24 protein-coding genes and 1 tRNA gene are annotated in these 25944 nt (G+C 39.2%); 17 read left to right on the forward strand and 8 right to left on the reverse strand.

Going from position 1 to position 25944, the window contains the following annotated elements; all coding sequences use genetic code 11:
* The first annotated feature begins 313 nt into the window (after positions 1–313).
* Together EV695_RS09020 and EV695_RS09025 are read left to right on the forward strand one after the other, a co-directional pair.
* Entirely contained in the window at positions 314–961 is a 648-nt protein-coding gene (locus tag EV695_RS09020; protein WP_131905604.1) for a response regulator, read from the forward strand.
* A 35-nt stretch (positions 962–996) separates the two neighbouring features.
* Complete coding sequence (locus tag EV695_RS09025) at positions 997–1389, forward strand: response regulator (protein WP_131905605.1); 393 nt, start codon at positions 997–999, stop codon at positions 1387–1389.
* Position 1390: 1 nt separating this feature from the next.
* Here EV695_RS09025 and EV695_RS09030 read toward each other — a convergent pair whose 3' ends face one another.
* Complete coding sequence (locus EV695_RS09030) at positions 1391–2740, reverse strand: sensor histidine kinase (RefSeq protein ID WP_165874666.1); 1350 nt, start codon at positions 2738–2740, stop codon at positions 1391–1393.
* A 212-nt stretch (positions 2741–2952) separates the two neighbouring features.
* On the opposite strand from EV695_RS09030, the gene EV695_RS09035 reads away from it, so the two are divergent.
* On the forward strand, positions 2953–3114 hold the full coding sequence (locus tag EV695_RS09035; RefSeq protein ID WP_131905607.1) for a DUF1328 domain-containing protein: 162 nt from the start codon (positions 2953–2955) through the stop codon (positions 3112–3114).
* Positions 3115–3217: 103 nt separating this feature from the next.
* Here EV695_RS09035 and EV695_RS09040 read toward each other — a convergent pair whose 3' ends face one another.
* Positions 3218–3403, reverse strand: a complete 186-nt coding sequence (locus tag EV695_RS09040) for a DUF1328 domain-containing protein (RefSeq protein WP_131905608.1) — start codon at positions 3401–3403, stop codon at positions 3218–3220.
* Between the two features lie 530 nt (positions 3404–3933).
* Between EV695_RS09040 and EV695_RS09045 the strand changes: the two genes are divergently transcribed.
* The 4 genes from EV695_RS09045 (at position 3934) to EV695_RS09060 (ending at position 5415) form a co-directional block, all read left to right on the forward strand.
* Positions 3934–4200: a sll1863 family stress response protein gene (locus EV695_RS09045; protein WP_131905609.1), complete on the forward strand. Its 267-nt coding sequence runs from the start codon at positions 3934–3936 to the stop codon at positions 4198–4200.
* Positions 4201–4310: 110 nt separating this feature from the next.
* The gene (locus EV695_RS09050; RefSeq protein ID WP_131905610.1) at positions 4311–4616 is read left to right on the forward strand and encodes a DUF1840 family protein; all 306 of its coding nucleotides are present in this window, start codon (positions 4311–4313) and stop codon (positions 4614–4616) included.
* Positions 4617–4823: 207 nt separating this feature from the next.
* The gene (locus tag EV695_RS09055; protein WP_207907026.1) at positions 4824–5159 is read left to right on the forward strand and encodes a hemerythrin domain-containing protein; all 336 of its coding nucleotides are present in this window, start codon (positions 4824–4826) and stop codon (positions 5157–5159) included.
* Between the two features lie 76 nt (positions 5160–5235).
* On the forward strand, positions 5236–5415 hold the full coding sequence (locus tag EV695_RS09060) for a PLDc N-terminal domain-containing protein (RefSeq protein ID WP_131905611.1): 180 nt from the start codon (positions 5236–5238) through the stop codon (positions 5413–5415).
* A gap of 68 nt (positions 5416–5483) precedes the next feature.
* Here EV695_RS09060 and EV695_RS09065 read toward each other — a convergent pair.
* The 6 genes from EV695_RS09065 to EV695_RS09090 form a co-directional block, all read right to left on the reverse strand.
* Positions 5484–5560 (reverse strand) — tRNA-Ile (locus EV695_RS09065).
* Positions 5561–5662: 102 nt separating this feature from the next.
* The gene (gene rpoD / locus EV695_RS09070) at positions 5663–7633 is read right to left on the reverse strand and encodes an RNA polymerase sigma factor RpoD (RefSeq protein WP_131905612.1); all 1971 of its coding nucleotides are present in this window, start codon (positions 7631–7633) and stop codon (positions 5663–5665) included.
* Between the two features lie 250 nt (positions 7634–7883).
* Positions 7884–9656 (reverse strand): DNA primase, encoded by a 1773-nt coding sequence (gene dnaG, locus EV695_RS09075; protein WP_131905613.1) that lies wholly within the window; start codon positions 9654–9656, stop codon positions 7884–7886.
* A 153-nt stretch (positions 9657–9809) separates the two neighbouring features.
* Positions 9810–11273 (reverse strand): glutamate synthase subunit beta, encoded by a 1464-nt coding sequence (locus EV695_RS09080; RefSeq protein WP_131905614.1) that lies wholly within the window; start codon positions 11271–11273, stop codon positions 9810–9812.
* A gap of 109 nt (positions 11274–11382) precedes the next feature.
* Positions 11383–16044: a glutamate synthase large subunit gene (gltB, locus tag EV695_RS09085; RefSeq protein WP_131905615.1), complete on the reverse strand. Its 4662-nt coding sequence runs from the start codon at positions 16042–16044 to the stop codon at positions 11383–11385.
* 283 nt (positions 16045–16327) lie between these two features.
* Positions 16328–17005 carry a cyclic nucleotide-binding domain-containing protein gene (locus tag EV695_RS09090; RefSeq protein ID WP_131905616.1) on the reverse strand — a complete coding sequence of 226 codons (678 nt, stop codon included), beginning with the start codon at positions 17003–17005 and terminating at the stop codon, positions 16328–16330.
* 129 nt (positions 17006–17134) lie between these two features.
* Between EV695_RS09090 and EV695_RS09095 the strand changes: the two genes are divergently transcribed.
* The 10 genes from EV695_RS09095 to EV695_RS09140 all read left to right on the forward strand — a co-directional run bounded on the left by EV695_RS09095 (position 17135) and on the right by EV695_RS09140 (position 25829).
* Positions 17135–17794, forward strand: a complete 660-nt coding sequence (locus EV695_RS09095; protein WP_131905617.1) for an endonuclease — start codon at positions 17135–17137, stop codon at positions 17792–17794.
* Positions 17795–18008: 214 nt separating this feature from the next.
* Entirely contained in the window at positions 18009–18893 is an 885-nt protein-coding gene (rfbA, locus tag EV695_RS09100; protein ID WP_131905618.1) for a glucose-1-phosphate thymidylyltransferase RfbA, read from the forward strand.
* Between the two features lie 29 nt (positions 18894–18922).
* Positions 18923–19930: a class I SAM-dependent methyltransferase gene (locus tag EV695_RS09105; RefSeq protein WP_243651542.1), complete on the forward strand. Its 1008-nt coding sequence runs from the start codon at positions 18923–18925 to the stop codon at positions 19928–19930.
* A gap of 3 nt (positions 19931–19933) precedes the next feature.
* Positions 19934–20401 carry a glycosyltransferase family protein gene (locus tag EV695_RS09110; RefSeq protein WP_131905619.1) on the forward strand — a complete coding sequence of 156 codons (468 nt, stop codon included), beginning with the start codon at positions 19934–19936 and terminating at the stop codon, positions 20399–20401.
* Positions 20398–20883, forward strand: coding sequence for a glycosyltransferase (locus tag EV695_RS09115; protein ID WP_131905620.1), 486 nt, complete (start codon positions 20398–20400; stop codon positions 20881–20883). Before EV695_RS09110 ends, EV695_RS09115 begins: the two co-directional genes overlap by 4 nt.
* 10 nt (positions 20884–20893) lie before the next feature.
* Positions 20894–22294, forward strand: a complete 1401-nt coding sequence (locus EV695_RS09120; RefSeq protein ID WP_131905621.1) for an oligosaccharide flippase family protein — start codon at positions 20894–20896, stop codon at positions 22292–22294.
* Positions 22291–23577: an O-antigen ligase family protein gene (locus EV695_RS09125; RefSeq protein ID WP_131905622.1), complete on the forward strand. Its 1287-nt coding sequence runs from the start codon at positions 22291–22293 to the stop codon at positions 23575–23577. The genes EV695_RS09120 and EV695_RS09125 overlap by 4 nt, the downstream gene beginning before the upstream one ends.
* Positions 23574–24074, forward strand: a complete 501-nt coding sequence (locus EV695_RS20485) for an acyltransferase (RefSeq protein ID WP_131905623.1) — start codon at positions 23574–23576, stop codon at positions 24072–24074. Before EV695_RS09125 ends, EV695_RS20485 begins: the two co-directional genes overlap by 4 nt.
* Positions 24061–24993: a glycosyltransferase family 2 protein gene (locus tag EV695_RS09135; protein WP_131905624.1), complete on the forward strand. Its 933-nt coding sequence runs from the start codon at positions 24061–24063 to the stop codon at positions 24991–24993. The genes EV695_RS20485 and EV695_RS09135 overlap by 14 nt, the downstream gene beginning before the upstream one ends.
* Positions 24993–25829, forward strand: a complete 837-nt coding sequence (locus tag EV695_RS09140; protein WP_131905625.1) for a glycosyltransferase family 2 protein — start codon at positions 24993–24995, stop codon at positions 25827–25829. The genes EV695_RS09135 and EV695_RS09140 overlap by 1 nt, the downstream gene beginning before the upstream one ends.
* Positions 25830–25944 lie beyond the last annotated feature (115 nt).

Raw genomic sequence — 25944 nt, forward strand, 5'->3', positions numbered from 1 at the left:
CAAACTTCATCTTGCAATCTATCTTCTAAAAATTATCAATCGCTGACTGTCAGCAGAATCACATTTGCATGTAGTCTTTGACTGACAGAAAAGTAATAAGCAGCATTTGTAGGATACGTCCTACAGCAAATGTTCAATTGTCCTATTGTGTATAATCACGAAACGGAATATCTTATGATTAGGGAATACACCCCCCTACTTTGGGTCGTTTTTTTAGAACGTTTATATAGCGTAGCTATGTTTAATTACTGAATTAAATCAACGAACTACAATATTATTACTTTTGATTAACCCTGAGGTGTAGGTATACAACGTGGTAAAAATTGCAATCGTAGATGATCATGAAATCGTAAGACGTGGCTTCAATGAAATGTTACAAGATGAAGTAGACTTTAATGTGGTTTACGAAGCTTCTTCTGGCGAAGAAATTATCAATTATCTAAAAGATAATGACTGCGATGTTGTGTTACTGGATATCTCGCTTCCGAATAAAAGTGGTGTAGATGTATTAAGACACCTACGTCAACGCTATGAGAAGTTAGGTGTTCTGATTCTCAGCGGACACCCTGAAGAGCAATACGCTTTACCCATGATCAAAAATGGCGCAAATGGTTATTTATGTAAGGACTGCGAACAGGAAGATTTAATCAAAGCAATAAGAACCGTTTCCCTGGGACGTCGTTATCTCTCTTCCAAAACAGCAGAATTACTTGCTGGAGAAGTCTTTAATGAAAACGACTCTGAACCACATAAAAACTTGTCAGAACGTGAACTACAGGTATTTATGCGGATCAGTGAAGGTGCGAGTGTCTCTGACATTGCTAATATTCTCGATCTGAGCGTTAAAACCGTCAGTACCTATCGTTCGCGTTTATTAGAAAAAATGGGCGTTAACAGTAATGCAGAATTAGCAATATATGCAGTTAACCACGGCTTAATTGAAAAAGAACTAGACCTATAATAATTAAAAAAACTCATGAATAAATTGGCAACACTATGGCTTTAAACACAGAAAAATTATCCATTGTCCTTGTCGAGGACAATCCATTACTCAGAGATATTGTCTTGGAAAACCTGGACAGTATTGAACAGGTAAATGTAGTCGCAACAGCTGACCGGCAAATTCAGGCACTTAATGAGATTGAAGAACATAAACCCAATCTGGTTATTGCTGATCTTGAATTAAACGAAGGTAACGGACTTGGTGTATTAAATGAAATCAATCGTCACCCGGAACTTTATGGCACACCAGAAAAACTAGTTCTCACAAACCATACTTCCAAGCATTTAAAGAAAAAGTGTTTAGAACAGGATATTCAAGGTTTCTACGATAAATCCTATCAGTTATTTGAAATGATGGACTGGATAGAGGAAGCAGCTAAAAAGTAACTTAACTAACTGTTAATTTACTTTTAACGACAGTTCCTTCACCTGGCGATGACTCAATATGCATGGTTCCTTTAAACATCGCAGCACGTGCCCTTATACCAGCTAATCCATGAGTTCCTTTCTTGGTTTCAGCCTGATCAAAACCTTCGCCATTATCCTTGATGGTTAAATGGTAAAAATCACCTTCGACACTGAGTTCTATGAATACCTCGGTCGCTTTCGCGTATTTCCAGATATTATTTAATGATTCCTGACATATCCGATACAGAGCGAGTTCTCTGTCTTTATCGATCTCTGTCAGTGTGTCATCTATATCGACATGGTATTCCGCTGGCGGATGATTAGGATCATTTTCTGTCATCGCTATAATAGCTTCTGTTAAGCCCATTTCCCGAAGCAAAGGAGGCACTAAACTGGTAGTGATATGACGTTTGAGCGCAATACTTTTATCAATCGAATCAATCAATCGTTTAAATCGTGTATCGAATTTTTCTTTTTGATCTTCATTGATAGAACGACTGATCCAGGTACTGTCCATTCTAGCAGCAGTCAACAAAGCACCTAATTCATCATGGAGTTCTCGGGCAAGACGTTGCTTTTCGTTTTCACTGGTTGTGGTCACATGTGATGCAAGATCAACCAGATCTGTAGTCCTCTGGTTAACTGTTTTTTCTAATTCTTTATTGCGCAGTGCGATGTCATCAGCATGACTTTTCAACATTTTCTGTTGCCGTTCGGTTAACGCAAAAGATAAAAACAACAAACCAAATGAAATTAAAATAAGCAGTATTAGTAGCCACTTTATTAGATTCAAGGAGTTCAAATTGTCTTCAGTATTCTTGGCATTACTCTCTTTTATTGTTTGTCTAATTTCAGAAATTCGGTCGCGTAAACTATCCATGAGTTTTTTAGTAACATCGAATTCGGAAAGTCTGGTTTTCTGATCAAGTGCTTTTTGATTGACTAAATCAGATATCTGGATGATGGTTTGTTTAACTTCAGATTCTAAGGCGTCTATCTCTTGCGGACTTAGATAATCTGGCCAATGCTTTTCTACCGAATCAAAAGTATTGGACAGATTCTTGATACCTTCATTATAAGGCTCAAGAAATTCGAGGTCATCAGATAACAAATAGCCTCTTGCACCCGTTTGAATATTCAACATATTAATCAAAAGTCTGTCACTGTAATCCAGATGCAGTGCATTGAGCCGTGTCGAGTTTATTGAGGCTTTTGAGTCATATACAAACTTCAGAAAGAAAACGAATAGAATAATGATAATGGCACTAAAAATACTGAATAAAATATGCAGGCGATTACGACTAAGTTCTTGTAAAAAATTCTTTTTCATCTTATCCATTTATAAAATTATTCTAGGAAATATATCTGTTTGCGGGATAAAGACTACAAACCCTTCTGATATAGCTGACATATTTTATCATTCGCAACCCTCATACTTAATCTCAAGCGTATCAGGAAATACGACTTAGTTTACACGTTGTTCGATTGTCAGTCTTTACGATGCTGTTGAACTTATCAGTTAACAAGATAAAGGAGTTAGTTATGATTAATCTAGCCGTTATATTTTTAATAGTAGCAATTATCGCAGGTCTACTTGGACTTAGTGGAATCGCAGGAACTGCGACAAACATTGCATGGATTCTTTTTGTAGTTGGTTTAATTGTGTCATTGATTATGTTTGTTACCGGTCGAAAACCACATTAATCAACTCAATTAGAATAACCCCGAAAAAGAAAAAGCGACTTTTATAGTCGCTTTTTCTTTTGTTGATTTTTATTTTTTTATTAAAACATTTCAAAATAAACGTTTATTTATCGGAATCATTTTTATCTGAGAAATAATGCTCCATGGCTAAACCGATAACTGCGATTATGGTAAAAATAATTCCCAGAGTTTTAAATATCGATTGCATGCTGCCACCTTCCAGAAAGAAGAATCCAAGCAACCCGAAAGCCACAGCAAGTACGGCGTATGTTATTGAATAATATTTCATAGTATTTGTAATTTGATTATCGTTAAATTCCCAGTCTGTCCTAGCATAGCTAAGTCATTGTTAATAAGGTGTTAAAAGCACTTACATTTTCTATTTAAATGTTTGAATTCATTAACAAACATCTATATTTCCTGATGTAGTTCCTAATGTAATTCCTAATGAAAGTCCTAATGTATCTTCATAATAAAACTTCAATACATCTTCAGTTATCAGCGCATGCGGTAAGAGATGTAAGTCTTGTCTTACACAATATGCCTAAGTGATAGACACACTGCTTGATGTCAGACATCACTTACAAATCCCCCATTAAAAACCCTACAGGGTTAACAGAGTTCACTGAATTCCTTAGTGCGTCTTCGGATGTAATATTTCACTCAACGTTGATTTTGTTATCGATTCACTTATTGATTCAGATGCAAGTACAGAACACTATCAATGTTTTTAAAACATAAAGGACCTACTGAGTAAAGCCAATACATCTACCTCAGTTTTTCTAAATTTGAAATTATTAAACTAAAAGGAGTTTTGATATGGACACCAAACATGCATACATCAAAAAAATGAAAGCTCAACTGGATGAGCTTGAAGCGAATATTGGCAGATACCAAGCCAAGGCAGATCAGGCGTCAGCAGATGCGGAAATCGAATATAAAGCCAAGGTTGAAGAGTTAAAAGAGCAACGTACTGAAGCTAAAGAATGGCTTGATAAAGTCGCTGATGCCTCTGACGATGCATGGGACTCACTCAAAGATGGTTTTACTGATGCTTATGATCGTATGAAGAAAGTATTCTCTTAAACATAACATCAAAAGCATAAAAGTAGTCATCTATACCCTGGCATTCATTCATGTCTGCCAAGGTATATCTAAATAAATAGTAGTGCATATATAACTAGAAGGTAAATACCATGTTAGTAAATTTCAGTTACATCAATGGACAAAAAATATCCATGTTTGAAAAGGACGCTAAAGGCATGCTAGAAGTGATGGAAATGAGCGGGAAAATTCCAGGCGCAATGAACCCTGAAGATATTCCTACAGCTATCAAATTAATTGAAGAAGCTAGTAGCATTTCGCAGCAACAGCCTGAAACGGCCAATGATGCAAAAGCCAAGGATGATTCGGTCTCTTTCAAAAACAGAGCTTTTCCACTGCTTGAACTACTCAATATGGCCGTGGAGAAGAATCAATCAATTATCTGGGAATATGAATAGTTTACGTCCCTAACGTTATTTACCTTTTACTTTTTTTTATAACTTATACGTACCTTTTTAAACGTACTAACAAACTTCTTTTAAGGAGCAATTAAAAATGAATATTTTTGAAGCGTTAAGAAAAGACCATGACGTACAACGAAAAATAGCTGATGCAATCATTGAAACGCACGGCGACACATCAAAAAGAGATGAGATTTTTCCGATTTGAAGACAGAACTTAAAGCTCATGCTGTCGCTGAAGAAAGGCACTTTTATATCCCGCTCATGGAACATGATTTAACACAAGAAAAGTCACGCCACAGCGTCGCAGAGCATCATGAGATTGATGAGATGATTGAGAAACTGGAAGAAACTGATTACAGCTCGTCTGCCTGGCTAGTAGAAGCCAAAAAGCTACAACATAGAATTCATCATCATTTAGATGAGGAAGAACAAGAAGTCTTTCAGATGGGTGGGAGAGTCCTCTCCGACAAAGAAAAAACGGATTTAGCTTCTGAATATGATAAAGAAATGACGAATCAAAAGAAAAAAGACTGGTAACCACTTCTTTCTTCTAAAAAATTTAACGTATTTTAAGGTCAAATCACTCATTTAATTAAATGATAAGGAGTAGAAAATGGGAATCGAAGTAGGAGGAATATTTGGTTTAATCGTATTGATTTTAGATATTCTGGCAATAATAAAAGTGATGAATAGCGGAACCAGCACCGGTGGTAAATTACTATGGACGCTAATTATCGTATTTTTACCAGTGTTAGGACTGATTATCTGGTTCTTTGCAGGACCAAAATCATAGAAAACGGTAATACGATTAATTTAGACGAAAAAAAGATCAATTAATAATAATTGATCTTTTTTTATAATTGGTGGGCCCGGGAGGACTCGAACCTCCGACCAATAGATTATGAGTCTACTGCTCTAACCAACTGAGCTACAGGCCCCAGTGGATTCAGGATTTTACTGATAACTTCTATAAAAATCTATATAAAAAATCAGTTTAAATGAATCCAATGAATAACAGGCTTTCACCTGCAAGATATAGCTTAAGATGCACCTATATCTTTATCCATTTCCAGGAAGCTGCGTAGCATATCTGATCGGCTAGGATGACGCAATTTTCTTAGTGCCTTAGCTTCAATTTGTCTAATACGTTCACGTGTCACATCGAACTGCTTGCCCACTTCTTCTAAGGTGTGGTCAGTATTCATATCGATACCGAAACGCATACGAAGTACTTTAGCTTCACGCGGTGTCAAACTACTGAGAACATCACGTGTACTCTCACCTAAACCAGTCGATGTTGCAGACTCTATTGGAGATTGCACATTGCCATCTTCAATAAAATCACCTAATGATGAATCTTCATCATCACCGATAGGAGTTTCCATTGAAATAGGTTCTTTAGCTATTTTCATAACTTTACGAACTTTATCTTCTGGCATTTCCATCTCAACCGCTAATTCTTCAGGTGTACCTTCTCGGCCTTTTTCCTGTAGAAGTTTACGAGAGATACGGTTTAGTTTGTTGATAGTTTCTATCATGTGCACTGGTATACGGATCGTTCTAGCCTGATCCGCAATCGAACGCGTAATAGCCTGACGTATCCACCATGTTGCATAAGTCGAGAATTTGTAACCGCGACGATATTCAAACTTGTCTACAGCTTTCATCAAACCGATATTTCCTTCCTGAATCAAATCGAGGAATTGTAAACCACGGTTGGTGTATTTTTTTGCGATAGAAATAACCAAACGCAAGTTAGCTTCGACCATTTCTTTCTTTGCACGGCGAGCTTTCGCTTCACCTACTGACACAATGCGATTGATGTCTTTTATTTGTGTCACACTTAAGCGAGTTTCTTTCTCAATCTTTTGTAATTGTATTTGATTGAAAATAATATCTTCTTTAAATGGCTCTAGACTTTCCTGAAACTTAGGTTTGCTTTCAATATATTTATCAAGCCAATTAGTATCAGTTTCATTTTTAGGGAAGCTACTAATAAAGTCTTTCTTCGGCATTGCTGCTTTTTGCACACAAAGCTTCATTATCTGACGTTCATATCCACGAATTCGCTCGATAATCGCATGCAGTTGGCTGCCAATTTCATCAATGACTGGCTGAGTTAATTTAAACTCAAGCATCTTACGCGCTTGTTCCTGACGAACTCTTTCGTACTCTTCGTAGTCATCGTTCTCACTTGCCTGACAAGCTTGTACATAAAGCTCATTTAACTCAGCGAATTTCACTTGAGCAATTTCAGGATCAGGACCTGTATCTTCTAATTCTACTTCTTCTTCATCCTCATCATCGACATCACCATCTTCTGCTGCCTCTGCAGCTTCAGCTGCTTTTTTCTCTGCAGCTTCTTTTGATTCTGGAGTGACAATAGGTGCTGGCTCTGGAATAACGTGACGTTCTGCATCAGGGTCAACAAAATCTGAAATCAAATCAGTAAGACGCTTCTCTTCTGTTTCTACTTTGTTGTAGAAATTTAATAAGTATTCAGTTGAAGCCGGGAATTCAGATAAAGCCGTAAGTACTTCGTACAGACCTTCTTCTATACGAATCGCGATTTCAATTTCGCCTTCACGCGTTAATAGTTCTACGGTTCCCATCTCACGCATATACATACGTACAGGGTCAGTCGTTCTACCAAAGTCATTATCAACGTTTGTTAGTGCTGCAGCGGCTTCTTCAGCGGCATCATCATCAGCTTCAGTCGCTTCTTCGGTTAAAACAAGACTGTCTTCATCAGGAGCTTTTTCATAGACTTTGATACCCATGTCGCCGATTGTCGTTACAATCTCTTCGATTTGCTCTGGGTCTACTATCGAATCTGGAAGGTGATCATTTACTTCTGCATAAGTTAAGTAGCCCTGCTCTTTACCTTTAAGGATAAGCAGTTTCAAACCTGACTGACTTTGCACTGCTACCGACTGGCTTGTACTTGCCTCGTCAGTCTTTGTGCTACTATCAGCCGTCTGTTGTTCTTTATTAAGTTCTTCTTTACTCATATATTTTTTATCGCGCCTTTAACGCTCTTCCTAATGTAACAATAAAAACATCTATGATGTTTATAATGCAGATACTGAACACTTTACATATAAAAAAATCAGTCAAACAGTATACCACAGTCTTACCACTCTACAATGTATCCATATTGAGAGAGTATTGATATTTATGACAACTACTTGATATTCATCCACCAACTGATAATCATCTTAAATGAAATATTGTGACGAAAATCGAAAACTAAAGAGAGGCTTAGCTATTTTTCAGATAAACAAGCAATGATTGCTTCTCTGACTCACTCAAACCCTCTGTGCGTTCTTTATGGAGCAAACTTTCAATTTTTCTCTCTTTGGCCCTTTTCCGAATTTGTAGCAAACAATCCTTAAATTCATCACTGAGTATAGCCATATCATCAGATTCAGGCTGCCATTTCATTAATTGAATTAGCGGGGCTTCAAATTCGGTATTTTTCCATCTATCCAGGAGTGCCACAGGCTTAATATCGGGACTCTCTTGAATTGCTTCAATGAGTGTAGTCAATAAATCTGATCCTGGCAGTTTTGATAATGCAATTTCTTCAATATTTTCAATTAACTTGACTAATGTCGGCTCTGAAAGTAATAAACTAATCGCATATCTTATTGGCGTCTGACTAACGCTTCGGTTATTAAGACGAGAGCGGCCAGACTTTGGTTCACCCATAGACTGATCTTTCGGTGAATTATTTGACGAGATTTCTCGCTGAAACAACACTTTTTTATCAACGTTTGTCATATCGGATAAACGTTGCACTAATTGATCTTTAATTAATGTATCCGGCATTTTCGTTAAGAGTTTAGCCGCTTCTTTTAAAAAACGTGTTTTGCCTTCATCCGAGGTAATATTAAAACGTGAATGCAAATTCTCAACGAAATAAGCGGTAAGTGAATCCGCTTGTTGATAATTTTCTTCAAATGCATCCTTACCAATTTTTCTGATTTGCGTATCAGGGTCTTCACCATCAGGTAAGAACAAAAATTTAATCTCTTTGCCATCTTGCATAACGGGCATCGCGTTTTCTAAGGCTCGCCAGGCTGCTTCTTTACCGGCGCGATCACCATCAAAGCAGAATATGATTTCTGGAACAGCTCTAAACAACTGTTTGATATGTTCTTCCGTAGTTGCTGTCCCTAATGTAGCAACGGCATAAGAAACACCAAATTGTGCTAAGGCAATAACATCCATATAGCCTTCAACAACAATGATCCGATCCAGTTTTTGTGTATTAATTCTGGCTTCGTACAAGCCATATAACTCTCTACCTTTATGGAAAACGGTGGTTTCTGGTGAGTTTATATATTTAGGTAAATCATCACCTAACACTCGTCCACCGAACCCGATCACCTGACCTTTACGATTCCTGATAGGAAACATAATACGATCACGGTATCTATCGTAAATTTTTCCGTCATCTTTTTTGATGACTAAACCAGAGTCTACAAGCTGTTGTTCTGCATACGATCCTTTAAAGTGATTAAGCAGATGATCCCAACCACTTAAAGAGTAACCAATATTAAAACGCTTACTGATTTCACCGCTTAGCTCTCTGCCTTTTAGATATTCAATAGCAGCGGGTGAGCCTTTAAGTTGTAACTGGTAATACTGATTAGCATCATCCAGAAGTGTGTACAGGTCTTTACTTCTCTGACGTTGGGCTTCACTTGGTGCTCCCTTCCCTCCTTTTTCTCGGGGTACTGTAACCCCCATAGAATCTGCTAACGACTCTATGGCTTCAACGAAATCTAAATGCTCATATTCCATCAAGAATGAAATCGCAGAGCCATGCACCCCACAACCAAAGCAGTGATAAAACTGCTTATTAGGGCTTACGGTAAAAGAAGGTGTTTTTTCATTATGAAAAGGACAACACGCAGTGAATTCGCGCCCCTTTTTTTTGAGTGGCACTCTCGCATTGATTACATCAACAATATCTGCCCGCGTCAGAAGATCGTCAATAAATTCACGAGGAATACGTCCAGATGCCATAATCAGGTTTCTTGATAACCTCCCACAACAAATCCGGGAAGTTGAATATTTAAGTCCCCCCCCTACTTATAGGGGGTTTTTTTAGGATACAGAATGAGTTTAGCCAAGTTTCTTATAAAAAAGCTAAAAATAAACAGTTAACAGGTAAAGGTCTTATCTAGATAAACTGGTATAGCCCATCAAGTATTCATCGATAGAGACCGCACACTGACGCCCTTCACGAATTGCCCAAACTACCAAAGACTGACCACGACGCATATCACCAGCAGCAAACACTTTTTCTAGTGACGTATAATAAGCGTTCTCGCCTTCAGTTGTTCCTTTGACATTACCACGTGGGTCAAGCTCTAGCTCGAGCTCTTGCAACATTCCTTCATGCACAGGGTGAACAAAACCCATCGCTAAAGTAGCAACATCAGCTTTCAATTCAAACTCAGAACCAGCTACTTCTGACATTAGCCAAGCACCGTTCTCGTCTTTATCCCACGATACTTTGACACATTTTATTGCTTTAAGATTTCCATCTTCATCACCAACAAATTCTTTTGTGGCAACCGAGAATAATCTTTCACAGCCTTCTTCTTGCGAAGATGATGTGCGCATTTTATTTGGCCAGTCTGGCCATACCAGACCCTTGTCTTCTTTTTCTGGCGGTTTCGGCATAATTTCTAATTGAGTTACAGATGCCGCATGATGGCGAATTGATGTTCCAATACAATCTGATCCTGTATCACCACCGCCAATAACAACAACATGTTTGCCTTTTGAAGAGATTACCTGATCTTCTCCATGAACGCCCTGCACCCACTTAGTGTTTGCTTTAAGATAGTCCATTGCGAAATGAACACCTTTTAAATCACGCCCGGGAATTGGAAGATCACGAGGCTTTTCTGAACCACCAGTGAGTGCTATCGCATCAAACTCAGCCAGTAATTTCTTTGCTGGAATATCTACACCGATATTCGTATCGGTTTTGAATTCAACACCTTCGGCAGCCATCTGCTTCATGCGTCGATCAATGATTTTTTTATCAAGTTTGAAATCAGGTATACCAAAACGCATCAAACCACCAATGCGTGATTCCTTTTCAAACAAAACTACATCATGGCCAGCACGTGCTAATTGTTGCGCCGCAGCCATCCCAGCAGGGCCAGAACCGACGACAGCAACTTTCAGGCCTGTTTTATTTTTGGCAATTTCTGGAACAACCCAACCGTTTTCAAAGCCTTTATCGATAATGGCAGCTTCAATCGTTTTTATCGTAACCGAGTTATCATTGATGTTTAACGTACAGGATTCCTGACAAGGTGCCGGACAGATTTTACCGGTGATTTCCGGGAAGTTATTGGTAGAGTGCAATGTTTCAAGGGCATCTTTCCATTCTCCGTGATAGACCTGATCATTCCAGTCTGGAATCAGATTATTAACCGGGCAACCACCCTCTGGACCATCGTGACAAAATGGTATGCCACAATCCATACAACGTGCACCCTGAGTTTGTAGCTCTTCATCATCTAGCGGAATAACAAACTCGTGAAAGTTAACAATGCGTTCTTCTACGGGTTGATATGCTCTATCTTGACGATCAAACTCTTTAAATCCTGTGACTTTTCCCATTTTTTCAACTACCTATCTAACGTTATTTCTACTATTTATCGAAATGAATTTTAAACAATAAGCAAAAATTCATTTCTCAATACCCACTCACAATAAGCTTTTTACCTTCTTAAGCTGCTACCTTCTTTGATCTTTGACCTACAAGGGCTTTGCGATAATCAACGGGCATTACTTTGATAAATTTGGGTAAGTTTTCTTCCCAATTATCCAAAATACTTTGAGCCAGTTTAGAGCCTGTGTATTTTTGATGGTTTTCAACCATTTGCTTCAAGCGTGTTTCGTCTGCTTGTAATAAGTCTGCGATATCAACATTGCCGCTATCTGGGCTTAAGTTTTCTAGTTCCACCATTTCGGTGTTACATCTTCTAGAGAATTCATTCTTCTCATCAAAAACATAGGCAATACCACCAGACATACCCGCAGCGAAGTTACGCCCTGTTTTGCCTAAACAAACCACAACGCCACCAGTCATGTATTCACAACCATGATCCCCGATACCTTCTACAACGGCCTGGGCACCTGAATTACGTACACAGAAACGCTCTCCACCAGAACCATTAAAATAAGCCTCACCAGAAATAGCACCATAAAGTACGGTGTTACCAACAATGATATTGTCTTGATGATTGTCTATTTTGCAATCTGCCGGAGGGTAAATAATGATCTTTCCACCTGATAATCCCTTGCCAACATAATCATTACCTTCACCAGATAACTTAATGGTAACGCCTTTGGTTACCCAAGCGCCGAATGACTGCCCTGCTGTGCCCGACACATTAATGCTAATTGTGTCTTCAGGTAATCCCTCGTGACCATAATTTTCTGCGACACGGCCTGACAACATTGTTCCGAATGTACGGTTATGGTTATGGATATCAATATCGATAACAACTTTTTCGCCATTTTCTAAAGCAGGTTTAGCTTGAGCAATTAGCTCATTATCCAGTGCTTTTTCGATACCATGATCTTGACCCATCGTATGATGTTCATCTGCATGTGAATCAGCAACTGGCTTAGTGAGGATTTTGCTGTAATCCAGACCTTTAGCTTTCCAGTGATCAATAGCAGATTTCATGCGTAACTTATCAGATTGGCCGACCATTTCTGAGATTGTTCTGAAGCCTAGTTTCGCCATAAGCTGACGCATCTCTTCAGCAACAAAGAAGAAGTAGTTAATGACGTGCTCAGGCTTACCCGTAAACTTCTTACGTAATTCAGGATCTTGTGTTGCAACACCTACTGGACAAGTATTTAGATGACATTTGCGCATCATGATACAACCTTCAGCAATCAATGGAGCCGTTGCAAAACCAAACTCATCGGCACCTAAAAGTGCAGCGATAACAACATCTCGTCCTGTACGTAAACCACCATCAGCCTGCACACACACACGACTACGTAGTTTATTAAGTACCAAAGTTTGATGCGTTTCAGCTAAACCAATTTCCCAAGGTGATCCTGCATGACGCAGTGAAGTCAAAGGCGAAGCCCCTGTACCACCATCATATCCAGAAATTGTCACGTGATCGGCGTGAGACTTGGTAACACCAGCCGCAACCGTACCGACACCTACTTCAGATACTAGCTTTACAGAAATACGAGCTTTCGGATTCACATTTTTCAAATCGTGGATTAACTGAGCCAAATCTTCGATTGAGTAAATATCGTGATGTGGTGGTGGAGAGATCAAACCTACACCGGGTGTAGAGTGACGTACTCGACCTATTTGCTCATTTACTTTATGACCAGGCAGCTGCCCACCTTCACCAGGTTTCGCCCCCTGCGCCATTTTGATTTGCAAATCATCTGCGTTTACCAGATATTCAGTAGTTACACCAAAACGTCCAGATGCAATTTGTTTGATTGCTGAACGCTGAGGGTTCATCGATCCATCTTCTAATGGATTGAATCTCGATGCTTCTTCACCGCCTTCACCCGTATTTGATTTACCACCAATCTGATTCATGGCAACCGCTAAGGTTGAATGTGCCTCGTGAGAGATACTGCCGAAAGACATAGCGCCTGTAGCAAAGCGTTTAACAATCTCTTTAGCTGGCTCTACTTCATCTATTGATATTGGATTTTCCTCAAAATTGAAATCCATTAATCCTCGAAGCGTTAATAAGCCTTCAGATTGCTCATCAATCGTTTTTGAAAATTCCGCAAAACTCTTAGCGTCGTTACCACGCACAGCATGTTGTAACTTAGAGATAGTAACAGGCGTCCAGATATGTTTTTCACCACGCACTCGATAGGCATAGTCGCCACCGACGTCCAGATGTTTTTCATATAATTTCTTGTCGCCATAACCACGCGAATGACAACGTCTGGCTTCTCTTGAAATTTCTTTTAAACCAACACCTTCAACAGTGGTAGATGTACCCGTAAAGTATTCTTCAATAAACTCTGTTGATAATCCAACAGCATCGAATATTTGAGCTCCACAATACGATTGATAAGTACAAATACCCATCTTCGACATAACTTTCTTTAAGCCTTTACCAACGGCTTTTATGTAGTTTTGTTGTGCAGTTACTTTATCCATGTTTGGATCAAACTTTCTGTAATTATCATCAACAGTTTGTAATGCAAGCCATGGATTAATCGCTTCTGCACCATAACCTGCTAGCGTTGCAAAGTGATGTATCTCTAATGCCGCACCGGTTTCAATAACAAGACCCGTATTTGTACGTAAACCATTCTTAATTAAATGATGATGCACGGCTGAGGTAGCTAGCAATGAAGGTATAGCCATTCTTTCAGCAGACATACTTCTGTCTGAAAGGATCAAAATATTGTAATGACCACCTTCAACAGCTTCTTTCGCTTGATCACATAACGATTTAAGTGCTTCTCTCATGCCACCGCCTCTTAGCGCGGAGTCATAAGTCATATCCAGTGTTTTAGTACGGAAATCATCACCAGCATGATCATTGATTTTACGTACAGTCGATAACTGTTCATTAGTCATGATTGGCTGATTAATTTCAAGGCGCATACTGGAGCCACGGTTATTGTGACCCAGTAAGTTTGGACGAGGACCAATCAGGCTCACCAAAGACATCACGATCTCTTCACGAATCGGATCAATCGGTGGATTGGTTACTTGAGCAAAATTCTGTTTGAAGTAATTCGACAAGTGACGAGCGCGATGAGACAACACAGCAACAGGACTATCAACACCCATTGAACCCGTTGCTTCCATGCCGTCCTTCACCATTGGTTCCAAAAGGAATTTAATATATTCCTGCGTATAACCAAAAGCCTGTTGTTGCTTCAGCAACTCCCCAGGATCCAAGTCTTCAGGGATATCGTTATCGCCAAAAATCTCACAAACTTTAATCTGGTTTTCATCCAGCCATTGGCTGTAAGGATGAGAAGTTGCAAGATCTGTCTTTAACTCATCATCAGAAATAACTCTGCCCTGTTCCATATCAATCAGGAACATTTTGCCAGGCTCTAAACGCCACTTCTTAATGATTTTATTTTCAGGAATATCCAACACACCCATTTCAGATGCCATCACAACCAGATCATCATCTGTGATTAAATAACGAGCAGGACGTAATCCGTTACGATCAAGCATGGCGCCAATTTGACGACCATCACTAAATGCAACCGCAGCTGGGCCATCCCATGGTTCCATCAATGCAGCGTTGTATTCATAATAGGCAACGCGATCCTTATCCATGTGATCATTGCCGTTCCAAGCCTCAGGAATAAGCATAGTCATGGCTTCGGTTAATGAATACCCACCGGCAACCATCAGCTCTAACGCATTATCAAGACAGGCTGTATCTGATTGACCTTCTGGAATAACTGGCCAGATTTTTTCTAAATCATCACCCAATAATGTTGATTTCATTGAAGACTGACGTGCTGCCATCCAGTTTACATTACCGCGATTAGTATTGATTTCACCATTATGTGCAATCATTCTAAACGGATGAGCCAGGTTCCAGGTAGGGAATGTATTTGTTGAGAAACGTTGATGCACAAGGGCCATCGCAGATTTTACGCTAGGCTCAACAAGGTCCTTATAATACTCACCGACTTGTTCTGCAAGTAACATACCTTTATATACGATGGTTCTTGATGACATGGAACAGATATAGAAGAATCGACTTCCATCGACTTCGTCTGAATCCACTCTGGCAGTTAAAATTTTGTGGATGACAAACAGCTTACGCTCGAATTCATCCTGATCTTTAATATCGTCACCCCAGGCAACAAACACCTGAAATACTGCTGGCTCAGTTGGCTTTACTGATTCGCCAAGACCACTAGAGTCAACCGGCACCTGACGCCAACCAATAAAACGTTGACCAATTTCTTCTATAACACTTTGTACAAGACCTTTAAGCTCTGCACGTTGACGCCCGTCTTTAGGCATAAACAGCATACCAACACCGTACTTTCCAGACTCGGGTAAATTAAATTCTGTGGCATCGCCCTGAAAAAACTCATCAGGAATTTGCATTAATAACCCAGCACCATCACCTGCTTTTGAATCAGCACCAACAGCACCACGATGAGTAACTCTTTCTAGAATGGTAAGACCTTGCTCGACGATACTATGGCTTTTTTCACCTTTAATATGTGCAACAAAACCTACACCACAAGCATCATGCTCATTGTTTGGGTCATACAAACCTTGTTTTCCGGGAAGGGTATTCATGCTTTCTTTTATTATTGGATTAGATAAAGCATCAGCCTTAAGGTCTGAGTTCGATTTCTTAGCTTTTGAAGCTGGTGTAGCAATAGTGCGCATAAATTTCCTCGGCAGATCCATCTAGAAAAGTCTATTAATTCTGATAGCGTTTAATTAATGACTCACCCAAATAAGCCCTTGAAATTAGGGATTTGGGTTAAAAAGGGGCAAGCAGTATACCAGCTTTTTGTAAGCTTCATATACCTTCAAAGGCATAAAATCCTATTAGACATTTAATAGAGATTATTACGTTGCGGTTTGATTGTACTATTATGAAAGCAAATAATAAAAGTAATTTATTATATCTAACCTCAATAACCATAGGGTAATTGCATGTTTCCTTCTAAACAGATTCAATCACTTTATGGTTCTTTCTTTTTAGTTTTTTGACCAAATCACGACCCACAATCGTTAAAAACTTATTATAGATTTTTATATTTTTTTGCTCGAGTTTATACAAATCCTCATGGGTCCAATAGGCCACTATCACAGCATCTTTGGCAAACACATCTGCAGACGCTGTTTGCTTACTCATAAAACTCATTTCACCGATGAAGTCACCACTCGCAATAGAAGCAATCTCTTTATTAGAAGAAATCACAGAGGTATTGCCACTTAGCAACAAGAATAGCTCATTGGTATCCTGACCTTCAGACATTATTTTATCCCCTGCTTTATAGGCATGATAGGGATTGGTCATAATGATTTTTTTAAATTCGCGCGTAGTTAAGGTAGTAAACGCTTCTTTGTAAATGCCTTTAATCTCATCTGGTAACATCACAGTACTTTTATTGAATAAGATCATTCCAGCATGATATGAATTAATCAGGAAATAAGCCGCATTCCAGCCAGCCATAGAAGTTAGACCCAAACTTACTCCCGCCAGGATATATAGAAGAGCTGCGATGATTAAAAACACCCTTAACCATAAAATATTACTAAACACATAGGCAGCAAAGCTAAATACAGCTGCAATACTGTATAGATACTCACCTGAATCAGGCGCAAAAAACAAATCCATATTTATAAGCCCATCTAATACTTCAAAATGTTATCTATTAATAGTAGAAAACCAATTAATAATCTTAATTATCTATAGCCACCCCCCACCTTTGAGGGCTTTTTTTGTTTGTGTGACCGAGAAATTACTATGTTAAAGTTAGCCCCAATGAATAGACCTCAAACACATTTAGGTAGCTACCAACAAGCCATTAGGCTTTTTTGGAAAGAGCTATACACAACTGGCGGCAAGACATTATATAGCCAACAACACTTTGGACCAACTAAACCAGACTGGATAAACATAGAACATGTTTTTCCCATGGCATGGGTCGTAAAAGCGTTGAAATGCAAAGACCGCAGAGACTGCCGTAGCAATTCTACCAAGTTTAATTACATTGAATCGGACATGCACAACCTGTTCCCCAGTCGACGGGATTTGAATATGCTCCGGGCAAGCCATCGCTTTGGCTCGATCAATCACACAAAACCAGCAAAAGCAGACAATATTGATCGCGCGATTAAAGGCGAAATCAGGCTAATCGGCTCCTATGACTTCAAGATAGACAATAAGAAAAGAATGGTAGAGCCAGCACCCGCAAGCCAGGGGGAAATTGCCCGTGCGATGTTTCACATGTCAGCAACCTACAAACTGAAATTATTTTCCAAACAAGCTCAAACACTCGCTTACTGGAACAAGGTTGACCAACCCAGCAAGGAAGAAAAACGCCGCAATGATATTATTGAAAGCTTGCAGGGTACTCGAAACCATTTCATTGATTACCCAGGCGAAATTGAAGACCTGATATAAAGATGCTTATCCGCGTAATATTGCATTCACACCCCCCTACTTTCAGGCACTTTTTTACTATTTAAAAACACATATCAATTTTTCATCTGACTTATTCGTAGTTTTATCTTCAAAGTTAGAAAAAACTGCAAGAGTTCGGTATTATGCGCAACAAATTTACTGGACCAATCAAGGTCAAATTAGGACCCAAGCAAGGTCGAACCAAGGTTACATTATGAGAAAAGGAATCATCCTAGCCGGAGGCAGCGGCACACGCCTTCACCCACTCACTCAAGTTGTCAGTAAACAGCTCATGCCTGTTTATGATAAGCCTATGATTTATTACCCGCTGACGGTATTAATGTTATCAGGTATCCGTGATATTTTAATAATCACAACGCCACACGACAGCGAACAATTCCAAAAGCAATTGAGTGATGGTTCACAATGGGGTTTGAATATCCAGTATGCCGTTCAACCTGAGCCAGAAGGATTGGCACAAGCATTTATCATTGGTAAAGAGTTTGTTGGCAATGACCCTGTCACCTTAATCCTTGGTGATAATATTTATTACGGCGAAGGATTATCAGAAAGATTACTTACACTGGCAAAAAAAGATCAGGGAGCCACCGTTTTCGGTTATTACGTCCGTGACCCTGAACGTTATGGCGTAGTTGATTTTGATAAAGATGGGCTGGCACTCAGCATTGAAGAAAAACCAGAAAAGCCGAAATCAAATTATGCGGTAACCGGTTTATATTTTTATGATAATGATGTCCTCGACATAGCAGCAAATATAAAGCCATCTCCACGCGGAGAACTTGAGATAACAGACGTTAATCGCGTCTATCTTGAACAAGGCAGATTAACCGTGGAAATGCTTAAACGCGGCACAGCCTGGTTAGACACAGGCACTCATGCTTCTTTGTTAGATGCGGCAAATTACATTCGAGTGATTGAAGAACGTCAGGGGCTAAAAATTGCCTGCCCTGAAGAAGTTTCATGGTTTATGAACTATATCACCACAGAAGAGCTACTCAGCCTCGCTAAACCATTACAGAAAAGTGGATACGGCCAATATTTAATTGATATCGTGAATGCAGGTTTGCACCAGCAGTGATACAAGCAGTGGAAAACAACGAGAAAAGTATGAAAGACAGCAATCTATTGCAGTGCAGAATTTGTGACAATGATGATCACAATACTATCTATAAAGTTCGGGAAATGATGCTGGGTCTTCGAGACACTCACAATTACTTCGAATGCGCTGATTGCGGTTGTCTGCAGATAGTAGAAGTTCCTGAAAATATTCAAGATTACTACCCCAACGAAGACTATTACTCATACGACGAAGTCAAAGCCACTAGCGGCTTTAAAGGTAAACTTATTCGCAGTAGAGATCGATTTGCTGCAACTGGCAAAGGAATCTTGGGCAACATCATGCAGCAGTACCAGCCGCATGACAAACTACCTTCATTAAGACACGCGAATGTCACACTTGATTCAAAGATACTTGATGTAGGCTGTGGTGCTGGACACCTGCTACATTCAATGAAAGAAGCTGGTTTTAAAAACCTACTTGGCATCGACCCATTTAACAAAAAAGACATCCAATACGATAATGGTTTAACAATTGCCAAGAACTCTATTCACGATCTTCCTGCCAGCAACGAAAGTGATAAAAAGTACGGCACTGAAAACGGTTGGGACCTAATCATGTTCAACCATTCCTACGAACATGTTTATGATCAGTTTGAAGTACTAGAAAAAACGTATGACTTACTCAAGCCAGGTGGAATATGCATGCTACGTATTCCTACCGTTACTTCATGGGCATGGCGTCATTACGCGGAAGACTGGGTTCAACTGGACGCACCAAGACACTTATTCCTTCATTCACTTAGAAGCATCCATATCCTTGCAGAGAAAACCGGCTTTGAACTGGATGAAGTCATTTACGACTCATTTGCTTTCCAGAGCTGGGGTAGTGAGCAATATAAAAAAGACATCGCATTGCACGATGAAAATTCCTATGCGATTAATCCCGAAAAATCCATTTTTAGCAAAGAAGATATAAAGGGATTCGAAGAACACAGCAAGGTTCTAAATCAATCAAAAGCGGGCGATCAGGCTGCTTTTTATCTGAAAAAGATATAATTCGTGAGTAAAAACAAAAAGCCAAAAGTACTGGCGATCGCATCCCCCGGTGGGCACTGGATTCAGCTGAATAAAATCTGCAATCCGTTGGAGGATCGATTTGATTTAACCTATGTTACGCCCGGTTCTGAATACGCATCTGCAGTAAAAAACTCACGCAAAGTATTAAACGTGACCGATGCCAGCGCGGACAGTAAAATTAAATTAATCCCGCTTGCCTTCCAATTGCTCTGGATATTCATCAAGGAACGCCCTACTGCGATTATCTCTACAGGTGCAGCGCCCGGCGCGATTGCATTTTTACTCGCTAAATTTTTACCTATCAAAACCATTTGGGTCGATAGTATCGCCAATGTTAGTCAAATTTCGCGTTCTGGTCGTATGGTCATGAAACATGCTGACAAAGTGATTACCCAGTGGGAACCATTGAGTGATGGTGAAAAAGTCGTCTATAAAGGCTCAATACTATGATTTTTGTAGCTGTAGGCACTCAATTCTCATTCAATCGACTCATCGAATACATGGACGATTGGGCCGCAGAGCATGATGAAAGCGTCATTGCACAAATCAGTGACGGAAGCTACACACCCAAAAATATGGAGTGGGAACGCTTTCTCAATGGTGAACAATACAATAAGAACATCAAAGAAGCCTCGGTGTTTGTTTCACACGCCGGAATGGGCAACATTATCAGTGCACGTGAACAACAAACACCCATTATTGTGATGAATCGACAATTTAAATTGGGCGAACATCGAAATGATCACCAGGCCGATGGGCTAAAGTGGATGGGTAAATTAGATGGTGTTTATACCGCGAGTACTCAAGAAGAATTAAACCAACATCTAAGTCACATAGAGAAGCTTCAACTTAAAAATACCATTAGTACAGTAGGCAATCAAAACCTGACCGATTATATCGCTGATTTTATCAACGACGATTTAACAAAGTAGCATTACAGTCATGAGTGCTCTTAAAAAGCTATTCAGCAAAGTATTAAATAACCCGCTGCTCAAACAGAGTTTATGGTCATTGATTGCAAGATTTGTTGGCGTTGCTTTAAATTTTCTAGTCGTAATGATTATCACCAACCAACTACCAAAGTCATCTGCTGGTGATATTTTACTGTTAATGACATTTATTACAGGTATTGCGCTAATCAGCCGGCTTGGCATCGATCAATTATTAATGAAAGAAGTTGCCAGTGCTCACCAGGAAGATCTTGATTTTCATGAAGGGTTCTTTAAAGCCAGTTTGAAAGCAGTTTTGTTTTTATCATTTATTTTCATGGCTTTATGGGCGCTATCTAGTCATTACATTCAGGCTAACTTCTTTTTTGATCATATTGCTAATAGCAACATTAACGAGAAGCTACCAAACGTTAGTATCACTGAATTAGTCGTAGCCAGCCTAGGCATCTTGTTTTTTAATCTTGTCATTTTAAACAGCACTTATTTGAAAGCGATTAAAAAAACGGTGATGGGTGTACTCGGCCAAAATGCACTCACAGCGATCACTTTTTTAGTATTGATTGGATTATTCTGGAATTACTTTTCAAAAGATCAGTATGTGTTTTATATCTATACCGCGTCCCTATTGTTGGCGGGAGTTATTGCAATTATCTATACGTATCGATCATTTGCCAATAAAACCGCAATAACTACATCAACCACAGAAACACCTGACAAGCTGCTGGAAACAGTCTCTAAAACAACTACACCCCCCCACTTATACGCACTTATTTCAAAGTCGCTACCGTTAGCACCCGTATCGATTATTTCTTTTCTGATGATATTTACTGATACCATCATGGTTGGCTGGTTTTTAGCCAACGAACAAGTCGCTGAATACAGTGTTGCTTCGAAAATTTCTTATATTGTTTTATTTTTCTTACAGGCGATGGAAGCAACCATTTACCCCAGATTATTAAATATATTTAGCCATAACAAAGATAAATTACATTCATTTTTCTGGCAATCAACCGCTTTGGTCATTACTGTCGTTCTGTCTGTCACTGTTTTCATGTATTTATTATCAGATTGGATTTTAATAGCCTTCGGTAAAGAATATGATGTGGCGAAATCCGCATTAGGACTTTTATTAATCGCACAGCTTTTCAGAGCAGCAACCATCACCTTTTCGTTTATGTTTATTATCCGTGAAAAAGTAAGATATCTAAATTACATACTTGTCACTGCTTTTGTAGTGAATGTTGTGTGTAATATTATTTTTATCCAGAGCCATGGTATTGAAGGCGCTGCTTTTGCAACACTGGTAGCGAATGCCACATTACTGATTTTGATAATCGCACTATTCGCAGCACATAAACTATTAACACTTCCTAAAGAAGCCACTCAGCCATGATCATTAGACTTCTTGCCATTTTGTTCGTAATTTCCATATTCATTCCTGTAGAATTCCATATTTTAGCTGGCAGCCTGCGATTAGAAGCTTATCGCCTAGTCCTAGCAGTGGTGTTAATTTATGGTTTTATCAATATCAACCAGATATTGAAACAGGCCAATTTGGTCGATATTTTACTGTTTTTCTTTGTGATATTGGCAACCGCCAGCCTTATCTACAACCACGGATTGAAAGATGGCATCGAATCGGCAGGTATTCTCATTATAGAAATACTCGGGTCTTTTTATCTAGCCCGGCTGTTTATCACTACCCCAAAAAGTTATTACGAAATCAATATGTGGTTTGCTACTATTTTGGCGATATTACTCGTATTCTCCTTGTATGAGGCCTTTGCCAAACATCGTATTTTGCACGAGTGGGCCAAGGTAATAACCGGCAATGATTCTTTAGATTACCGTTTGTATACTCATTACTATATCCGAATGGGCATTATGCGAACCACCAACCTGTTCGCTCACCCTATTTTGTATGGCACAATCGGAGCGATATTCTTCCCCTTTATCGTGCTTTTAGTTGCTTATAAATTCAAACTCGGCAATGCCATTAAAGCGGTTGCCATATTTATCGGGATGGTAACCACACTCTCTTCAGCACCTCTTCTTTCAGTGGCATTCCAAGCAATGACTGCAGTACTTACGCGTTTCTGGCATGGCGGCAAACGCTTTTGGTTTGGCTTTGGTTTTCTTGCTATCTCTGGGATGATATTGATCAACGCACTGTCTAATCGTGGTTTCTTTGCGATCCTTATTTCATACCTGACCTTTAACCCGGTTACAGGCTACTATCGCTTACTCCAGTGGCAGTACACGATGGATGATATTAAAGAACATCCATTATTTGGTATTGGCCTGCATGACTGGACTCGTCCAGAATGGATGAATAACAGTATCGATAGCTTCTGGTTATTAATGACACTTCAGCATGGCATTATTGCCAGCTTCATTTTACTGTTCTTGTGTCTATACGCCGTGTTCCACATGCTCAACAGATTACATAAATTCCATCCTGCTACTCGCTGGATGATTCGCTCATGGATATTGGCATTCATGTCACTTATTCTTATCGGTTTTACCGTCGATTATTTTGGTAAGATACAACCATTATTCTTCTTTATTCTAGGCTCAATTGGCTGGGCAAGTAATCATCAGCAAATGAACCAGATCATTAAAAGAATGACACAAAGATTAAGAGCAAAAAAACGAAGCACACAGGGACACTCATGAGAGCCAGATTTATCAACCAGAATATGTTTATGGTACTTGTGAGAATCCGTAACTCACTACTTTATGCAAGAACCTGGTATTACCGAACTGTCTACGGAATGGATATTGCCAAAGATGTGCGACTATCATTCAAGTCACGAATAGATAAAACCAATCCGAAAGGTTTAACCATCGGCGAAAAAACCATGGTTACCTTTGATGCGATTGTGCTTTCTCACGACTATGCCTCGAGAAGACATGCGGCAAGAACAGTAATCGGGACGCATTGTTTTATAGGCTGCGGATCTATTATCCTACCCAACGTCACTGTTGGTAATCACGTCATTGTGGCGGCTGGCAGCGTTGTAACGACCGATGTTCCGGATAATTGTATTGTTGCAGGAAACCCAGCCAAAGTTATAAAAACAGGTATAGATACAATTGCTTACGGAATGTTATCTGAAGAATATTTAGCAACACAAGATGCCATAGCAGAGAAAACAAATGAGCAAGATTGATATAATTTTAGTCTCGTACAATACTGCTGAATACACAAAACGCGCTATAGCATCAGTCTACGAAGAAACCAAAAAGACTTCTTTTCGAATTATCATGGTCGATAACGACTCGAAAGATAATTCGGTAGAATTAATCGCTTCAGAATTTCCTGAAGTTGAAATCATCCAGACCGGCGCCAATCTTGGTTTTGCTGGTGGCGTCAATGTTGGTACAAAAGCGAGTAATAGTGAATATATCCTGTTACTCAATCCCGATACCGTGATTCTGGAAGGCGCAATCGACAAGCTTTTTGAATATGCCCTGAGTACACCAAAAGCTGGCGTTTGGGGTGGCATTACACTGAATAACGATTTAAGCCTTAACCCTAATAACGCACGTGCTAGATTATCTTTTAAAACACTGTTATTCAGCGCCTTGGGATTAAGCAAAGCCTTTAACAAAAGCTGCTTTTTCAACCATGACAATTACGGTTGCTGGGACAGAAAAAGTGAACGCGAAGTCGATGTAGTAACAGGCTGTTTCTTTTTGACACCCCGCCACTTATGGGAAGATTTACAAGGGCTCGATGAAACCTTTTTTATGTACGCAGAAGAAGCAGATTACTGCATAAGAGCAATCAAAAAAGGCTATCAACCACGTGTTACCCCTGATGCTAAAATCATTCATCATGGTGGTGTCAGCGAAACGAATTTATCGGGCAAAATGCTAAAACTGTTAAAAGGCAAAGCTGAACTGATCAACAAGCACGCTAAATCCTGGGAAAAGCCGATTCATAAAGGTTTATTGCAGTTACATGTTCTAAACAAACTACTCTCATTGAAACTTTTATCTCTATTCAAAAAAGATAAATTAGAAACTCTTAAAGAGTGGCAAACCGTTTACAAACAGCGCAATGAATGGCTTAAAGGGTATCGTTAATGGCCACAGTAATTGTACCAGCACACAATGAAGCCAGTGTCATTGAAGACTGTCTGAACAGCATTATCAACCAATCAGGTATCGATAATATAATCGTCGCTTGCAATGGTTGCACAGACAATACGGTTGAGATTGTTACAACTAAATTCCCCAGCGTCACTTGCCTCGACATTGTAAAACCTTCAAAAACCAATGCGCTAAATGTCGCTGAAGAAAAAGCCAAAGCATTAGGTATAAGTTACCCTGTTTTTTATATCGATGCCGATACTCAACTAAGCGAGCATGCCATCCAGCATATTTCACAAGTGATGGATACAGGTGACGTTTTACTCTCGGCACCTACACCTATCATTAACACTGATAAGTCATCATTTTTAGTGAAGACCTACTATAAAGTCTGGACCAACCTGCCCTATATCAAAGAAGGTGTAATCGCGACTTGCAGCTTTATTGTGAGTGAAGAAGGAAGACAACGATTTGATAAATTTGCTGATGTTATTGGTGATGATGGTTATATCCGTTGTCACTTCAAAAACAAGGAAATAGCAAATATCAAAGGTGCTGAAATTTATATTACTGCTCCTAAAGATATTTTCTCTTTAATTAAGATAAAAACCAGAGCCCGATTAGGCAATATGGAATTAATCGCTAAAGACAAATGCCCTGTTCGCGAAGAAAAACATTATGGCAATGTCATGAAAGAAAGATTATTTAGTAAGAACTTTTTCTCCACTTCCATCTACATAGCAATAGCTCTGATTATTCGAGTACGTGCAAATGCTCAATTTAAAAAGCTCAGCACGTATACATGGGAAAAAGACACGTCTTCACGATAAAACACATTTATTCGTTTTTTATCTAGTTAAACAGCTTAGTTTCTATGATAAATAGCAGAAATAAGTAAATAATATCTATATAATTACTAGCTGAATATTTACCAGCTGACTCAAT

The sequence above is a fragment of the Cocleimonas flava genome, assembly GCF_004339015.1.
Taxonomy (GTDB): Bacteria; Pseudomonadota; Gammaproteobacteria; order Thiotrichales; family Thiotrichaceae; genus Cocleimonas; species Cocleimonas flava.

What these genes read in the sequence shown, in the direction of transcription:
- gltB (WP_131905615.1), bottom strand. Translation starts at nt 16,044, where the DNA reads ATGCGCACTATTGCTACACCAGCTTCAAAAGCTAAGAAATCGAACTCA.
- EV695_RS09115 (WP_131905620.1), top strand. Translation starts at nt 20,398, where the DNA reads ATGATTTTTGTAGCTGTAGGCACTCAATTCTCATTCAATCGACTCATC.
- EV695_RS09125 (WP_131905622.1), top strand. Translation starts at nt 22,291, where the DNA reads ATGATCATTAGACTTCTTGCCATTTTGTTCGTAATTTCCATATTCATT.
- EV695_RS09035 (WP_131905607.1), top strand. Translation starts at nt 2,953, where the DNA reads ATGATTAATCTAGCCGTTATATTTTTAATAGTAGCAATTATCGCAGGT.
- rpoD (WP_131905612.1), bottom strand. Translation starts at nt 7,633, where the DNA reads ATGAGTAAAGAAGAACTTAATAAAGAACAACAGACGGCTGATAGTAGC.
- EV695_RS09025 (WP_131905605.1), top strand. Translation starts at nt 997, where the DNA reads ATGGCTTTAAACACAGAAAAATTATCCATTGTCCTTGTCGAGGACAAT.
- EV695_RS09095 (WP_131905617.1), top strand. Translation starts at nt 17,135, where the DNA reads ATGTTAAAGTTAGCCCCAATGAATAGACCTCAAACACATTTAGGTAGC.
- EV695_RS09140 (WP_131905625.1), top strand. Translation starts at nt 24,993, where the DNA reads ATGGCCACAGTAATTGTACCAGCACACAATGAAGCCAGTGTCATTGAA.
- EV695_RS09060 (WP_131905611.1), top strand. Translation starts at nt 5,236, where the DNA reads ATGGGAATCGAAGTAGGAGGAATATTTGGTTTAATCGTATTGATTTTA.
- EV695_RS09090 (WP_131905616.1), bottom strand. Translation starts at nt 17,005, where the DNA reads ATGGATTTGTTTTTTGCGCCTGATTCAGGTGAGTATCTATACAGTATT.
- rfbA (WP_131905618.1), top strand. Translation starts at nt 18,009, where the DNA reads ATGAGAAAAGGAATCATCCTAGCCGGAGGCAGCGGCACACGCCTTCAC.
- EV695_RS20485 (WP_131905623.1), top strand. Translation starts at nt 23,574, where the DNA reads ATGAGAGCCAGATTTATCAACCAGAATATGTTTATGGTACTTGTGAGA.
- EV695_RS09135 (WP_131905624.1), top strand. Translation starts at nt 24,061, where the DNA reads ATGAGCAAGATTGATATAATTTTAGTCTCGTACAATACTGCTGAATAC.
- EV695_RS09080 (WP_131905614.1), bottom strand. Translation starts at nt 11,273, where the DNA reads ATGGGAAAAGTCACAGGATTTAAAGAGTTTGATCGTCAAGATAGAGCA.
- EV695_RS09105 (WP_243651542.1), top strand. Translation starts at nt 18,923, where the DNA reads ATGAAAGACAGCAATCTATTGCAGTGCAGAATTTGTGACAATGATGAT.
- EV695_RS09120 (WP_131905621.1), top strand. Translation starts at nt 20,894, where the DNA reads ATGAGTGCTCTTAAAAAGCTATTCAGCAAAGTATTAAATAACCCGCTG.
- EV695_RS09030 (WP_165874666.1), bottom strand. Translation starts at nt 2,740, where the DNA reads ATGAAAAAGAATTTTTTACAAGAACTTAGTCGTAATCGCCTGCATATT.
- EV695_RS09045 (WP_131905609.1), top strand. Translation starts at nt 3,934, where the DNA reads ATGGACACCAAACATGCATACATCAAAAAAATGAAAGCTCAACTGGAT.
- EV695_RS09050 (WP_131905610.1), top strand. Translation starts at nt 4,311, where the DNA reads ATGTTAGTAAATTTCAGTTACATCAATGGACAAAAAATATCCATGTTT.
- EV695_RS09040 (WP_131905608.1), bottom strand. Translation starts at nt 3,403, where the DNA reads ATGAAATATTATTCAATAACATACGCCGTACTTGCTGTGGCTTTCGGG.
- dnaG (WP_131905613.1), bottom strand. Translation starts at nt 9,656, where the DNA reads ATGGCATCTGGACGTATTCCTCGTGAATTTATTGACGATCTTCTGACG.